We start from the raw sequence: 14001 nt of genomic DNA on the forward strand, positions 1-14001 counted from the left end.
ATGTAATATTTCTCCAATATCTTTAAAATAATTAATCTTATTCTGTAATAATTTGTTATTAAAATCAATAAGCTCACCAAAAGTCTTATTTAATTTAGGTACTATATTGTTTATTTCATTAAAAAAATCTTTTGACAGGCCATCATCAAAATGCTTGGTAAAAGTAGTCCTCAGGTTCTCAATTATTTCATTGTTACGATCTATTCTATATTCTAAATCATAAATTTGAGCTATTATAGCCTGGTACTCATTTCGATTTTTCAAAATATATTTAATGTTTTTTTCAAAATAGTCTTTACTCACAATATTATCTATTTTCAATTCAACTTCATTAATATAATTTGAAAGCTTTTGCATGTTTTCTTCAGCTGTTTTCAAATTATCAAATCCATTGATTTCCATATATTTCTTTTGAGCTTTCTTCACAATATTTAATTCTTTTTTTAATTTATCTCGTTCCTTATCAAATGCAGGATTAGATATATTAAATAGGTAATTATAGATTGCTCGATACTGATTAATGGTGCCATGATCCAAAAATTTTAAAAATTGATCATTGTCATGATTTAATGAAACTCTTATAAACGGTTGAATATTCTGACGAAATGTTGGAATATTTGCCTGATTATCAAATAATATCAAATTTAATTCTCTATTATAATTCTTTAAGCTTAATATAGTGTCTCCAATTTTTCTTTTTCCTCCATCAAATAATTCAACAGTCAGATAATAGACTTCTTTTGGAAAATCAATATTATCAACTAACTCAATTGTTGCAGCAATCATATTATTCTCGATAAATGCTTTCAACTTATCATTTCTAGTCTTTAAATCCTTGTCATCATATAAAGCTGATCTATCTCTCGCACCAAAAATTATATCAATTAGCTTCAATAAGGTAGTTTTTCCGACTTGATTATGACTTAATCCATTACTGGAATCAACAATAAAATTAACTCCATTGCGAAAGTTAATTTCCCTAACGAGACTCTCTGTTTTTAAACTCTTTATAAACAATCTTTTAATATACACTATATATATCTCCCTCAGCACTTACATCTAACATGTCTAGTAAGAATAAAAAATCTATCGCTAATATAAAGGTTGTAAAATTAACCTTTTCACTCAATTTTTGATTAACTTCGTTATATAACTGTATACTATCTATTCTATTTTTATCAATCATAACGCCATAAATTATTGAAGATAAATAAAATACAGTATTATGTGGTGAACTATTTTTATCTAATAAAATCATTTTTGATCTTTCATACTTGGTTTATATAAAATTTTACAATCGGCAACACAACACTGCAATAGAGCAATTACAAATTGCTCTACATCCTCATAATCAAATGGAGTTGCTTTGTATCTTGGATCATCGTATATCTTTTTCGCTAGTCTAGATTTTATTTCGTTTAAAACGTTATCTCCAAATGATTCATGTATTTCATCAGGTTCTTCTCCATAATTAGTAATAAACTCAATTCGAACTTGCTTAATAACTTTCTCACTTTCAACAAAATCATTCTTTAGTATTTGGTCTAGATTGTAATAATCTTCAGATAAATCTCGAAATATCTCTATATATATTTTCGAACAGTTATATTCCATTTTTTTACCAATCTCCTCAGGTAAATCCAATGGAAAATCTGTATTATTTTCAAATTCTTGATTTTTAAAAATTTCCAAAAATTTATACATCTTTGTTTGTGGTAAAGTTTTTGAACCCTCAACATAAATATTAGTAGAATTATTTATTATATTACTATTTCCAGCTACCTGATTATTTTTATTACCTCTAATTTCCACAACAAATATACCTACTTTTATTTAATGCTATTTTGATTTCCAATAACTTGATTATTTTCGTTTCCATTAACATACATTCTATTTTCTATTTGGTTATTTTTAATAACCTTAATTTCATTATAATTTTTTATAGAAATAATAGTTGAAATTATTGCAAAAATTGAAGCAATAATACCTAAAATTGTGTTGATTGTTTCCATAATATTTCCTCCTCCTACCTCCCCACTCTCAATGGTTCAATGACCTCTTCGATGAGTTTGGTGTAGGCTTCTTTGATGTGTTTTTTGTAGCTGAGCGGGTTGAGGGCATCAGCTGTTTCTGCTTTGTAGTCTTTGTAGCGTTGGCTCTTGGTGAGCTGGCTTTCTCCAGATTGCTTCTTAGCACCCTTGCGATAGTGTTGGACATAGTAACGAAGTTCATCGAGTCCGACATACCATTTTCTAGCAAAGCGTTTGAGATGGTCGTCAATAATGGCTTCAATCATAGTGTCTAAGACACCAGTGATAGATTGTCCTTGGTAATCTTTAGGATTGGCTTGGACTTCTTTCCACAGGTTTTGGATGATTTCGGCTAGTTTAGGATTGGTGCGTTCCAGGCTCTGGATGTAGTTATCAACCGTTTCGATATCCCTGTCACTGAGGGCCTGTGGACTATCCTCTTCCTGCTGAATCATACTTTGAATCAGTGTCAGGATGTAAGCATAGTTAATCTCATCGACTTGGACGGATTCCAGTTCGTAGTGGATATCAAAGAGATTATGATCACCATCGTCTTCGGCTCGGCTTTTGAGCTCTGCTAGGATATTTTGATAGATTCCTAGATAGGTTTCGAGCTTTTCATCTGATAGGCCTGTCTCCGCATAGATAGCCGCTTCATCGTATTCACTATAGACACGGATAGATGCCAGATACTTGTCAAAGGTTTGGTAAGCCTTGGCAATGCGACGGAGTTGTGGGCTAGTGGCCTGCTCAATCGTGATGACATAGTTTTCCACATCTTCCACTTTTACTTGAAAGTCTATCCAGGCTTGGATGAGGTTGGCTTTTTCCTCTTCCCAATCTGGGGCGATGACATCATTTTCACCACCATTTGAGTAGAGTTTAAGGGCGTTATCCACAGCCTCTTTAAAAGCCTCTGGTCTTTGGAAGGTGATGATATGGCCATAACGCTTTTTACTGTCAAAGATACGGTTGGTGCGGCTAAAGGCTTGAATCAAATCCTGTGGACGCATAGGTTTACGGTCGATAAAGAGTGTGGATAGACATGGGGCATCAAAACCGGTCAAAAGACGGTCAACGACGATAACCAAATCCAACTGCTCATTACGAGGAATGTATTTGTCTAACTTTCTGGCTAAACGATTATTGATATCCGTGTTAAAACCACGCAAATCAGCCATATTAAAATGGGTACCGAACTCCTGATTGTAGTCATCCATGACCTGTTTCATGTGGTCTTGGTAGTCGATAGACTCTTCTTCATTTTCCGACACTGAGTAAGTGACCGTCATCTTTGGAAAGTCAAGTAGCACGCGCTTAACTCGCTCTGACACCTTGACACGTTCGTGTCCTGCCTTGATACTCTTGAGCAGATTGTAATAAGCCTGAGCTTGTGGAATGGACTTAACGGTTAAGATAGCCTCGTAGGTCTTGCCCACACCATTTGGAAAGCCCAACTGTTGATAACTTTTGTTTAGGATAGCATCCAAGACTTCTAGCATGTGTTCTTTATCTTCATAGACAGAGTCAGGAAGATCTTTTTCAGGAATCGGCGAAATAATGGTATTTCGATAATCCACCTTGAATCCCAGAACTGCTCCGTCATGGATGGCTTCTTTGACCGTATACTCGTGTAGGCGTTCGCCATATTGTTGGTGGGTGGTTTGTGCCAAATCACCTAATTGCTTTCGTTTATTTTCCTTGAAAATCGGTGTACCAGTAAAGCCATACCAGAGCGAATTGTGGAAAAAGCCCTTGATATCTTTTTGGGTCTGAGGTGTGACCGCACGGTGACACTCATCCACAACGAAAGCCACACGGAGGTCCTTGATTTTTTCCGAATCCTTTTGGTATTTACCTTCTCCAAACTTGCGCATCATGGTTGTGATTTTCTGGATAGTCGTCACAATCACTCGCTTATCATTTCCTGCCAAACGCTTAACCAAATCATGAGTATTGTCCGTTTCGTCGATGTCAATGACATCATTAGCAGCGTAGGAAAGAAAGGACGACGTCGTCTGCTGGTCAAGGTCCCTACGGTCGACGACAAAGATGGTCTTTTGGATAGCTGGAATCTGCAAGAGGTTGCGAGCCACCTTGTAGGAGGTCAGGGTCTTACCAGAACCCGTGGTATGCCAGATATAGCCAGATTCCTGACGGCGAGAGGCATCCTGAACAGACTCGATGGCATGGATTTGATAAGGACGTAAGAGGATGAGGGCTTTCTTACTATCATCAATAACGGAGTACTGCATCACCATCTGATGAGCACGTGGAATAGACAGAACCTCGTGGGCAAAGTCCATGAGACTGGTCATGGGTTTATTATCTTTATCCACCCAAGATGTCAAGAATTGTTTATTAAGCTTATCCTCTCGTGCAGCTGCAATATAACGTGTATCAACCTTATTAGTCACAACAAACATCTGAAGGGCAGAATAGATGCCACGTAACTTTCCTTCACGGTCATACTTTTTGATTTGATGAAAGGCATCCAAAAAAGCCACACGAGGACTCTTGAGCTCGATATGGATAAGAGGAAGGCCATTAATCATCAGGGTTGTATCTAAACGACGGTCTTGATCTTGAGGATAGGCCTTGTCACGTTCAACTTGATTGACCACTTCGTAACTTGATTTTCCAGCAGCAATATTGTCACGCCAGATGACAGAGAGTCGGATAGTCCCAAGGCTAGCATCTTCACGCTGTACCTCGACTTTGGCAATACCATTTTCACCAGCCAACCACTTAGCAGCTTCATAATAGTTAACGAAGTTAAGCTGGTTCTTGATTTGGCGCTTCTCCTGCTCGGTCAAGGGATGGTCAGCAAGTAGGGCAACGTTATTTTGCGCTAACTTCTCAAAAAAGTTGTCCCATAATTGACCTTCATTTTTTAAGTCTGGGCGATAGGTCCACTGGCTCTCACCAGAGGTTAATTGCTCGATTAATTGACGTTCTATCTCAAGTTCTGGAGTTACTGCTGGCATGGCTTATCCTTTCAACATTGTCATAATCCCTTACATTATAGCATTTTCAGGGTTTCTTTCATAGTTTTGGGAAAATTCAAACAAAAAAAACACGTCCCGAAGGTCATGTTTTTATTATCTATTTACTCATTTTTTCTGAATGAGTTTTTCCACTCTTTGGTGACTGGCTTCAATTTCTTCCTTGCTAAAGAGTTTTGATTGCAAGTCTTCCCAGCTACTGCCAATGGCTGGATTAGTTTGATTCTTCATAAGTTTCTCTTTTTACTTCCCCCTATGAATCGTAAACCCTGTGGCTTGTTGATTAGCCATAATGGTCATTTCTGAAATCTGGACACGTCGTGGTTGCTTGGTGACATAGAGGACAGCATCCGCAATATCTTGGGCTTGGAGGGCTTCCAAACCTTGATAAACCTTGGCTGCCTTGTCCTTGTCACCGTGAAAGCGAACTTGTGAAAAGTCGGTCTCAACGATACCGGGCTGAATGGTTGTCACCTTGATATCTGTGGCAATGGTATCAATACGCAAACCATCGCTGAAAGTTTTCACTGCGGCCTTTGTAGCTGAATACACAGCTGCACCTGCATAGGCATAGATGCCCGCCGTAGAGCCCATATTGATGATATGGCCCTCATTAGCAGCAACCATACTTGGCAAAATCTGACGTGTCACCATCATCAAGCCCTTGACATTGGTGTCGAGCATGGTCAGTAGATCCCACTCTTCATAATCTTGATAGGCTGTTAGGCCTAGTGCCAGGCCTGCATTATTGACTAAAACATGGACTTGCCCCACACTTTTGAGAATGGCTTGGCAAACATCCTTGACCATGTCCATATCGGTAACATCCAGTGCAAAAGTCCAAACTTTTTGGTCTGGATAGGTCGATTGGAGCTCTTCTTTCAAGGCTTGAAGACGCTCCACACGGCGACCTGTTAGGATGAGATTTTCTCCCTCTTTAGCAAAGGCACGCGCCGTTGCTTCGCCAATTCCTGATGTTGCTCCTGTAATAAGTACGTTTTTAGGCATGATATCCTCCACTCCTATAGTCCAGCTGCCCCTAATCGTTATTTGTCAATTCACCCAACTTCTTGATAAAATCAGGAAGTTCAAGCTTGGGCAGGGTAGATTTTTTATTTCCTGACTTCCAAAATATCCAGAGTAATTGGTTGAAACCGTCTTGTAAGACCTTCTTTTGTTTGTCCGAGAGATTGCCAAATTCTTGCAGCATCTGACCTATCTGTGGCAAGGCTTGGATGCCAATATCATCGAGGCTTTCAATACCTGAATCAAGGATGGTATCAAAAACCAAATCGCAAACTTGCTTGAGTTCTTGATTGGGCAAGGTCTCAATCCACTCTTGGAAGGTTTCTTCCAAACGTTGACTCAACTCTGTTGGCTGGTCCTCATAAACAAAATCATTTGCCACTAAATCAACCTCCCAAGTCAAGGCGTTATGTTGAGCAAATCCAATGCCTTCTGCTGCGACTAGCTGGGCAGGCCTATCCCAATAGAGCATAACCCCCACAACAGAATCTTGAGGTCTAATAACTGTCATCCTGGCTTTTAACTCTTGGTAAGAAGGCTTCTCTAAGAGGGGCTTCATCAAGCCTGGTGAATCTAGGAGCAAGAGCTCTGCTATTTGCTCGCGTAGAGCAGTTGAGCCTTGAACAGCCGAATAGAGGGCAAGATTACCACCCTTGGAATGTCCAGAAACAGCGATATGGCCACTGAGTTTTGGCAAGTGCTCAGACAAAAAGGCAATAGCTGATCGATGGGCTGGAATTTCCCTACTGTAGGTCAGCTGAAAATCCTCCTTCCAGCCAATGACGCTATCATCTGTCCCACGAAAAACAATCTGCTGGTAGTCCAGTTCAGGCAGGCTAAAAATCATGGCTGCAAACTGCTTTTCGACTTCCTTGTCCAAGACACTACAGTAGTCACTTAGATTAAGTCTAGCGAAACGCTTCGACCTGACCATGGCTTCAGCCAAATCTACCCGTTCCTTAGTCACCATGAAGGTATACTCAGGATTTAGCTCTTTACCCTCGGCATAGTCATGTAAATTGAAGGTTTTCTGTAAATCACTTGCTGTGAGGTATTTTTCATAAGTCAGGTAGCCAATTTCATTGATGCAAACTTTATCCAAGATATTAAGTGGTTCTTGGTCAAAAGGCATATCCTTAACCTTTTCAAGATAATCGATTAGATTGGACATAGTAATCTCCTTGAAGTCTTTCTTACTTTGATTTTACTAGAATTTTCAAAAAATTGTTAGTGAAAAATGTGATATGATAAGAAGGATTATTTATTAAGAAAAGGAAACTTATGACTATTTCACGATTTTACCGTATCTTACTAGCTCTTTGTGGACTGGTAGGAGTCTCTATCCAAATCCATGACGATGGTTGGGGCATGTTGCTCTACTACACCGTTTTGTCCAATATCCTCGTCTTTTCTAGTTTGATTTTCTTTATCATCTATGACTTCAAAAAAGGGGATGCGACGACTAACACAAAACTCTTGCGTTACAAGGGTGGCGTAACCATGGCCATCCTCATCACTGGAGTCATCTATCACATCCTCTTGGCTCCTATTACAGAACCTGAGAAATTCTGGACCCTCCGCAACTTCTTGGTCCACTATATTGTCCCTTGGGGGTTGGTGCTTGATACCCTTATTTTCGATGCTAAGAAAGCCTACCGTCTACGTGAGCCAATTTACTGGTCCGTGGTCCCTCTGTCTTACTTTGCCTTTGCCCTTCTAAATGGCTTGGTGCTAAAACTCCCAATTCCAGGTGCCAAAGATAGCCCCTTCGCCTACTTCTTTATCAATGTTAATAAATTTGGTTGGAACAAGGTCTTGGTAAACGTCCTGGTCATCAGTGCTGGGTATATCGCTGTTGGCTATCTCTTATATCTCTTGAAAAAATTTATCGGTCGTAAACCAGCATAAAATACAAACTGGGCTCCAAAAAGGAACTCAGTTTTTTCTATTGCAACAAGCCCAATTTATCAAAAGCTTTGTACAAGCCATCAGCTTCAACATCGTCTGTGACTAGGTCTGCCATAGCCAAGATTTCTGGACCACCATTTCCCATGGCAACACCAATCTCACAGTATTCCAACATAGGGATATCAATCTTGGCATCACCAAAAGCAATGGTCTCCGAACGCTCAGCCCCCAAATGTTCCAAAAGGACATCGATGGCATTGGCCTTGTTAATATCCTTAACACCTAGATCACCAAACAAGGCTGTTTCACCTCGACCTCCCCAAGTATGGGCTTCAAGCTGTGGAAAAGCTTCTTTTGAATCTAAATGGTCCTGATAGGATTCTAAAACGAAACTGACCTTGTTTAGGTCATCACGGTAGAGTTCTCTACCATACTGAAGGCCATGAAGAAAATCTTCTGGTTCTTTCCCCTCAACAGACGCTACAGATTGCCCCTTTTGAATAGCGTAAGTCTTAAGCGTCTCACGTGCCCGCTCCCGAAAATCAGGACTGGCAAAGAGACCGTTATTACTCTCAAGATAAAAAGCTAGATGACGTTGGGTCAACCAATCCACAATCTTAGCCGCATCTTCCTTAGAAATCAGCTCATGCATGAGGACTTGGCCATGATGCTCTACATAAGAGCCATTACCACCAATCATCCTATCCAAGCCAATTTCCCATAATTCTGGCTGCATTTCTGCCTTACTACGACCAGTACAAACATAGACCAGATTGCCCTTTTCACGGGCCTGACGAATAGCCTTGATTGCTGATTCTGGAATGCGGTTATGATAATCCACCAAGGTCCCATCAACATCTAAAAAAATAAGTTTTGACATGTTTTCACCTCGAGTCTTCTTTTACTTTATTATACCCTGATACTGCTACAGGAGATACTACTATCCTTGGACAAACTGATACTATCCTACGATAGTATTGTCTCCAATCCAATGCATTGCCATTTTGCATGAAAGAAGCTATGATGAAAGTATGAATGATTTAAAAACACTACTGAATCACCTGCCCTATAAATTAGCAGCCTATGATGCCCAAGGAAACTTTCTCTATGACAATGGTGGCGCTGACGGTAGTTTCTTCCCCCGTGAGTCTGAAAATCTGCCTGATTGGATCATGTCTGAAGTGCTAGCCTCTCCTACCAAAGAAAGAAGTTATCAGATTCCAACAGACAGTTTTGATCAAGTCCTCATCCAAACCTACCAAGCTGCTATCGACAACGAAGGAAAGGTACTAGGATTTTGGGAAACCATTTATGATTTGAAGCAACCTCTCAAGACCTATCTGGATAACTCTGCTCAAGCTCTTGTCGCCTGGTCTGATGCCACTAGTGGCGCTAGTTTCAAGGAGGAAACTGACTTTTAAGCTAAATTTCTTGCTTTAATAAATGAAAAATTCACTTAATTCAAGGATAGCTCAAAACACCTTTATTCATAAAATGTGCCTAAGTCAGCACTACAAAGGCTTTTTGGAAATCAGTCACTTTAATATCTCTCACAGAATTTATAAACATTCTATTTTGCATTTTTGCGCTATTTAAGGTAGAATGGGAGTAATGAGAAAAAGAATAAAACCGATCGTTGTTTACGTGGTTCTAGCTCTTTTAGGATTAGCATTAGTTATTGCAAATATTCACAATACGTCCAAACAACAGGCGCATCTTCAAAACGTGAAATCTGCTATTCCTTATGCTACTACACCAAAAACAACAACCAGTAGTACATCTAGCAGTTCCGACGAGGAGCTGATACTCAATCCCATTATCGACCTTTCAGGGTGGCAACTACCTCAGGATATCGATTACGATGTCTTGTCAAATCATATTTCTGGTGCTATCGTCCGCGTCTTCGGTGGATCACTGATTAGTAAGGATAGCAATGCCGCTAGTTCGAATGGGGTCGACAAATCTTTTAAAACACATATTAAAGAACTCAAAAAACGTGACGTTCCAGTTGCCGTCTATTCCTACGCTCAAGGTACTTCTGTCAAGGAGATGAAGGAAGAAGCTCGTATTTTCTACAAAAATGCTTCTCCATACAAACCGACTTATTACTGGATTGACGTCGAAGAGGAAACCATGTCTAACATGGAGCAAGGTGTCCAAGCCTTTCTCGCTGAGCTCAAACGACTTGGAGCTGAAAATGTTGGTCTCTATATTGGTGCTTATTTCATGCTCGAGCAAGAAGTTTCAACTAAAAACTTCGACGCTGTTTGGATTCCAGCCTACGGTACCGATTCTGGTTATTACGAGGCTTTACCAAACACTGAAATCGACTATGACCTTCACCAGTATACGTCTCAAGGAAGCCTTCCAGGTTTCGACAACATCCTAGATCTTAACCAAATCAATCCAGAGAAAAACAAACGTAAAACCTTTGAAAAACTCTTTGGTAAGATTAAGCAAAAACCAACTAAAAATAAGAAGACTACTTCGACAAGTTCATCTAGTAGTCAGTAAAAACCAGTGTCTAAGGCACTGGTTTTCTTCTTGTCAAATTGGTTTAGGCGTGTTCGGACGAATGTGTTATAATGGATGGTAGAAATGTATAACTTTAAAAGGAGATATGACAATGGCTAAGAAAGGCAAAGTCAAGAAAACCTTGGTTGACCAAATTCTTGATAAAGCTAAAATTGACCATGATAGCTTATCCTTCAATGGTTTAGAAGGAGAGCTTCCAGAAGATGTGGCACGTGAGAGCATTTATAAAACCCTCGCCCTTAAGGGAGATAAGACAGGACCAGTCATCGGCATCGTCCCTATCACCGAGCACCTGTCTGAAAAGAAATTAGCTAAAATTTCAGGGAACAAGAAAGTTCAAATGATTCCACAAAAGGATCTCCAAAAAACGACTGGCTATGTTCACGGAGCCAACAACCCAGTGGGAATTCGCCAAAAACACAATTTCCCTATTTACATCGATCAGTCTGCCCAAGAAGCTGGTTTCCTTATTGTCTCAGCGGGAGAAATTGGGCGCTCTATCCGTATCAATAGTCAAGAACTTGCTGATTTTGTTAATGCTGAATTTGCTGATATTAAGGAGTAATCATGAAACTGTATTTTGTACGTCACGGTAAAACTGAGTGGAACTTGGAAGGCCGACTTCAAGGCGCCAAGGGAGACTCGCCTTTGCTTAAAGAATCTGTTGAACAAGTACGTGAGCTAGGTCACTATCTTAGTGACACTCATTTTGACTTGGTCTTCTCAAGTGACCTACCACGTGCTAAAAAAACTACAGAGCTCATCATGGAGTCTCAAAAACCTAAAGCTAAAGTTACCTACACTAAAGCTTTGCGTGAATGGCAGCTTGGCAAACTGGAAGGACAAAAAATTTCACTCGTTCAGGCCATCTATCCAAAAGAAATGGATGCCTTCCGTCATAACCTAGCCAACTTCCGTGCTAATGACTTCCAAGCTGAATCTGTTTACCAGACAACCAAACGTGTGGCCGAATTTGTCAAAACACTTAAAGATAGTGATGCTAAAAATGTCCTCATTGTTGGTCACGGAGCTAACCTAACAGCTTCTATCCGTACCCTCCTTGGTTTTGAACCGGGTCTTCTTCGTAAGGCAGGAGGTCTTGACAATGCTTCTGTCACTATTCTCGAAACCAATGATTTCGAGCACTTCACTCTCAAATGTTGGAATGATACATCTTATATGGATGAACAAAACAAGATCAGCTAAATCATCGACTGACTTCATAAGACAAGCGATCCTGAACAAGGGTCGCTTTTTTGCAGTCAAAAAGCCCTTAAATCTATTACTTTAAGAGCTTCACTTCCATTATTTCCACTTCGGTTCATCTGGCAAACGATTTAATTCGACACCAAAGTCTCGGGCCAAGTCCTCTAGTTCATTTTCAAAATCGTCTAGTTCCTGTGAGACAAGATCATACTGTCCTTCAGACAATAAACGCTTAAAACGAAGACCACGACTCAAGATAAATTCCACGTCTATTTTGGCAGTTCTATGGACATGTTCCCAATAGTTGTTAGCAAACCCTCTTTGCTTTTCCTCAGCATTAAGGTGGTCCACTAATGCATAATAGGAATCCCAAGCAACGCCCTTCATCTGCTCTGCATCTCTAACACCTTCGAAGAGATCGTCACGTTTGGCTTCGAGTGCTTCTACCTCTTTTCTCAAAGCATCACGTTCAGCACTTAGTGCTTCAATATCATGTTTTAAGTTGTTGATTTCTACCATTTTCAAACTCCTTATCTCACGTTCTAGACAATAAAACGGCCATACGAGGCCGCTCTATTATCTTCCATATTTCATACGAAGGATTTTTTCCTGGTTCGCATTCAAACGAAGAAGGATAACCACTTTATCAATACTCATATTGCTCTCAAGAAGACGTTCAGCCGCCATCATAAGACCATTATTGATACCTAGTTGAAGGACTGGATTTTCATTATCATTGATATCAAAGATATATTTGTTATTTGGAAGGTCGAAAAGGACTTTTACCGCTCCAAAGAGTTGCTCAAAATTGTCGATTTCCAAGTCGAAGACTGGCTTAGTACCTGGTTTGAGGCTACGTCCACGGTGGTTAAACCACATAGAATGCCAGCCACCATTGAAGGCACCCATGACATCATTGTCATAAGAATCTCCAACGTAGAGCGTCGTCGATGGATTCATATCAAATTGCTCAGCTGCAAGGTTGAAGATTTCCTTCTCAGGCTTTTGGAAACCTGTCGCTTGACTGACGATGACACGCTTAGGGTCCACATAATCATAAAGTCCCAACTTCTTGACTTTCTTAAGTTGGTGCTCTGTTGGTCCATTGGTAATAATACCCATAGGAACATTTTTTTCCTTGAGAAAATCAAGTGTCATGCGCATCTCATCAAGCATGGTGATATTCTCCAACTCATGCTCGTAAACCTCTTGGAAATGGTTACCCGTTTCTTCATCAATTTCACGGTAGCCAAACTCCAAAAGGGTCTCTTTACAGCGCCAAAAACGGAAATACTCAGTTGTCCACTCACCGGCCATTACACGTGGAAAACCAACATCAGAATAGTGGCGGAAACGAATGTAGGCTTGATTCATGTGGCTCATATCAAAGTCAGGGAAACATTTTTCCATGGCAATACGATAAGGTGCCTGTTGGTCATAAATAGTATCGTCAACGTCAAAAACAATAGAAGTAATCATCTGTCCGTTCTTTCTTATATCATTCTCTTGTCAGAGACTTAGATAAATTAGGAAACTAACAACTAAACTACTACATGAGTCAGCTCTTAATTTAATCTTCAGTCTTGCCAAAGTAAGCTTTAAGTCAACTGTCTTGGGGCAATCTTACTCGTCTGTTTTTTTTCAGAATGCAATTGCCCAAACAGTCTTATTATACCGTTTTTGCCCTTTCTTTTCAATTTTCGACCCCACTTAAGGAAAGATTATTCGCGTTTTGAAGATAGAAAAAGGTTTGGAACAATTTGTCCCAAACCTAATGCATCTTGTCATATTTAGACGCTTATTTAATTTCTTTAAAGGTCATTTTTTGTTTGACTTCACCCTGACCACCTTTAGCAATCTGGTAATAGAAATCCTTTGAAGTGAAGTGGTCACCATAAGCAAAGACCTTGTTGTACTGCCATTGTGACAATTGATCATCCTCTTTTTTACCAAGAGTCAAAGTAGTTTTTGTCACACTGTATTCCCACTTAGCTGTTTGGTCATTATAGGCCTTGTCAAAATCAGTCTGACTCTTAGCAGCATTAACCACTGTCGTACGATCCTGACTCACAAGCGCCTTATTACCACCCTCTTGGAAGGCTACATACATCACACGATTATTAACCTCACCGTTTAGAGTACTTGAGTATTGGTAAACCTTACCAGGTACAACACTATCTAAATGGTGTGTTCCCCAGTAATAGAAAGCACCAAATCCAGCTCCCGTAACCAAGAGACAAGCAAGAACAACACTAATAATGATATTTCTCTTTGACATGTCTTGCCCCTCT

At 39.8% G+C, this 14001-nt stretch carries 16 protein-coding genes and 1 pseudogene; 5 read left to right on the plus strand and 12 right to left on the minus strand.

Annotated elements, in window-relative coordinates; translation table 11 throughout:
• From H7T99_RS05495 to H7T99_RS05525, 8 genes and pseudogenes are all read right to left on the minus strand, one after another.
• A pseudogene (locus H7T99_RS05495) lies at positions 1-1032 on the minus strand (hypothetical protein); the annotation flags it as partial.
• On the minus strand, positions 1022-1258 hold the full coding sequence (locus H7T99_RS05500; RefSeq protein WP_037603848.1) for an ABC-three component system middle component 6: 237 nt from the start codon (positions 1256-1258) through the stop codon (positions 1022-1024). The gene H7T99_RS05500 and the pseudogene H7T99_RS05495, both read right to left, overlap by 11 nt.
• The gene (locus H7T99_RS05505; RefSeq protein WP_037603849.1) at positions 1255-1812 is read right to left on the minus strand and encodes a hypothetical protein; all 558 of its coding nucleotides are present in this window, start codon (positions 1810-1812) and stop codon (positions 1255-1257) included. The genes H7T99_RS05500 and H7T99_RS05505 overlap by 4 nt, the downstream gene beginning before the upstream one ends.
• A 17-nt stretch (positions 1813-1829) precedes the next feature.
• The gene (locus H7T99_RS05510; RefSeq protein WP_037603851.1) at positions 1830-2012 is read right to left on the minus strand and encodes a hypothetical protein; all 183 of its coding nucleotides are present in this window, start codon (positions 2010-2012) and stop codon (positions 1830-1832) included.
• A 14-nt stretch (positions 2013-2026) separates the two neighbouring features.
• Positions 2027-5017 (minus strand): type I restriction endonuclease subunit R, encoded by a 2991-nt coding sequence (locus tag H7T99_RS05515; protein WP_037603853.1) that lies wholly within the window; start codon positions 5015-5017, stop codon positions 2027-2029.
• Between the two features lie 126 nt (positions 5018-5143).
• Positions 5144-5266, minus strand: coding sequence for a hypothetical protein (locus H7T99_RS10585; RefSeq protein ID WP_260313827.1), 123 nt, complete (start codon positions 5264-5266; stop codon positions 5144-5146).
• Between the two features lie 12 nt (positions 5267-5278).
• Positions 5279-6043, minus strand: a complete 765-nt coding sequence (locus tag H7T99_RS05520; RefSeq protein ID WP_037603855.1) for an SDR family NAD(P)-dependent oxidoreductase — start codon at positions 6041-6043, stop codon at positions 5279-5281.
• Positions 6044-6074: 31 nt separating this feature from the next.
• Positions 6075-7232, minus strand: coding sequence for an Mbeg1-like protein (locus tag H7T99_RS05525; RefSeq protein WP_037603858.1), 1158 nt, complete (start codon positions 7230-7232; stop codon positions 6075-6077).
• Positions 7233-7342: 110 nt separating this feature from the next.
• On the opposite strand from H7T99_RS05525, the gene H7T99_RS05530 reads away from it, so the two are divergent.
• The gene (locus H7T99_RS05530) at positions 7343-7969 is read left to right on the plus strand and encodes a Pr6Pr family membrane protein (RefSeq protein WP_002890606.1); all 627 of its coding nucleotides are present in this window, start codon (positions 7343-7345) and stop codon (positions 7967-7969) included.
• 37 nt (positions 7970-8006) lie between these two features.
• Here H7T99_RS05530 and H7T99_RS05535 read toward each other — a convergent pair whose 3' ends face one another.
• Entirely contained in the window at positions 8007-8849 is an 843-nt protein-coding gene (locus H7T99_RS05535; RefSeq protein WP_037603860.1) for a Cof-type HAD-IIB family hydrolase, read from the minus strand.
• A 151-nt stretch (positions 8850-9000) separates the two neighbouring features.
• Between H7T99_RS05535 and H7T99_RS05540 the strand changes: the two genes are divergently transcribed.
• From H7T99_RS05540 to H7T99_RS05555, 4 genes are all read left to right on the plus strand, one after another.
• Entirely contained in the window at positions 9001-9390 is a 390-nt protein-coding gene (locus tag H7T99_RS05540; protein ID WP_021144402.1) for a hypothetical protein, read from the plus strand.
• A gap of 190 nt (positions 9391-9580) precedes the next feature.
• The gene (locus H7T99_RS05545; RefSeq protein WP_037600402.1) at positions 9581-10483 is read left to right on the plus strand and encodes a glycoside hydrolase family 25 protein; all 903 of its coding nucleotides are present in this window, start codon (positions 9581-9583) and stop codon (positions 10481-10483) included.
• Positions 10484-10595: 112 nt separating this feature from the next.
• Positions 10596-11069: an aminoacyl-tRNA deacylase gene (locus H7T99_RS05550; protein ID WP_014634221.1), complete on the plus strand. Its 474-nt coding sequence runs from the start codon at positions 10596-10598 to the stop codon at positions 11067-11069.
• A gap of 2 nt (positions 11070-11071) precedes the next feature.
• The gene (locus H7T99_RS05555; protein ID WP_014634220.1) at positions 11072-11710 is read left to right on the plus strand and encodes a histidine phosphatase family protein; all 639 of its coding nucleotides are present in this window, start codon (positions 11072-11074) and stop codon (positions 11708-11710) included.
• Between the two features lie 99 nt (positions 11711-11809).
• Here H7T99_RS05555 and H7T99_RS05560 read toward each other — a convergent pair whose 3' ends face one another.
• The 3 genes from H7T99_RS05560 to H7T99_RS05570 all read right to left on the minus strand — a co-directional run bounded on the left by H7T99_RS05560 (position 11810) and on the right by H7T99_RS05570 (position 13988).
• The gene (locus H7T99_RS05560; protein WP_037603869.1) at positions 11810-12229 is read right to left on the minus strand and encodes a hypothetical protein; all 420 of its coding nucleotides are present in this window, start codon (positions 12227-12229) and stop codon (positions 11810-11812) included.
• Positions 12230-12286: 57 nt separating this feature from the next.
• Entirely contained in the window at positions 12287-13189 is a 903-nt protein-coding gene (locus tag H7T99_RS05565) for an HAD family hydrolase (protein ID WP_037600396.1), read from the minus strand.
• 319 nt (positions 13190-13508) lie between these two features.
• Positions 13509-13988 (minus strand): hypothetical protein, encoded by a 480-nt coding sequence (locus H7T99_RS05570; protein WP_002885961.1) that lies wholly within the window; start codon positions 13986-13988, stop codon positions 13509-13511.
• Positions 13989-14001: the final 13 nt, after the last annotated feature.

Source organism: Streptococcus sp. 17.1, assembly GCF_016648655.1.
Lineage (GTDB): Bacteria > Bacillota > Bacilli > Lactobacillales > Streptococcaceae > Streptococcus > Streptococcus salivarius_E.

Coding starts and splice junctions, on each gene's coding strand:
- H7T99_RS05500 (WP_037603848.1), bottom strand. CDS start 1,258: ATGATTTTATTAGATAAAAATAGTTCACCACATAATACTGTATTTTAT.
- H7T99_RS05510 (WP_037603851.1), bottom strand. CDS start 2,012: ATGGAAACAATCAACACAATTTTAGGTATTATTGCTTCAATTTTTGCA.
- H7T99_RS05515 (WP_037603853.1), bottom strand. CDS start 5,017: ATGCCAGCAGTAACTCCAGAACTTGAGATAGAACGTCAATTAATCGAG.
- H7T99_RS10585 (WP_260313827.1), bottom strand. CDS start 5,266: ATGAAGAATCAAACTAATCCAGCCATTGGCAGTAGCTGGGAAGACTTG.
- H7T99_RS05520 (WP_037603855.1), bottom strand. CDS start 6,043: ATGCCTAAAAACGTACTTATTACAGGAGCAACATCAGGAATTGGCGAA.
- H7T99_RS05525 (WP_037603858.1), bottom strand. CDS start 7,232: ATGTCCAATCTAATCGATTATCTTGAAAAGGTTAAGGATATGCCTTTT.
- H7T99_RS05530 (WP_002890606.1), top strand. CDS start 7,343: ATGACTATTTCACGATTTTACCGTATCTTACTAGCTCTTTGTGGACTG.
- H7T99_RS05535 (WP_037603860.1), bottom strand. CDS start 8,849: ATGTCAAAACTTATTTTTTTAGATGTTGATGGGACCTTGGTGGATTAT.
- H7T99_RS05540 (WP_021144402.1), top strand. CDS start 9,001: ATGAATGATTTAAAAACACTACTGAATCACCTGCCCTATAAATTAGCA.
- H7T99_RS05545 (WP_037600402.1), top strand. CDS start 9,581: ATGAGAAAAAGAATAAAACCGATCGTTGTTTACGTGGTTCTAGCTCTT.
- H7T99_RS05550 (WP_014634221.1), top strand. CDS start 10,596: ATGGCTAAGAAAGGCAAAGTCAAGAAAACCTTGGTTGACCAAATTCTT.
- H7T99_RS05555 (WP_014634220.1), top strand. CDS start 11,072: ATGAAACTGTATTTTGTACGTCACGGTAAAACTGAGTGGAACTTGGAA.
- H7T99_RS05560 (WP_037603869.1), bottom strand. CDS start 12,229: ATGGTAGAAATCAACAACTTAAAACATGATATTGAAGCACTAAGTGCT.
- H7T99_RS05565 (WP_037600396.1), bottom strand. CDS start 13,189: ATGATTACTTCTATTGTTTTTGACGTTGACGATACTATTTATGACCAA.
- H7T99_RS05570 (WP_002885961.1), bottom strand. CDS start 13,988: ATGTCAAAGAGAAATATCATTATTAGTGTTGTTCTTGCTTGTCTCTTG.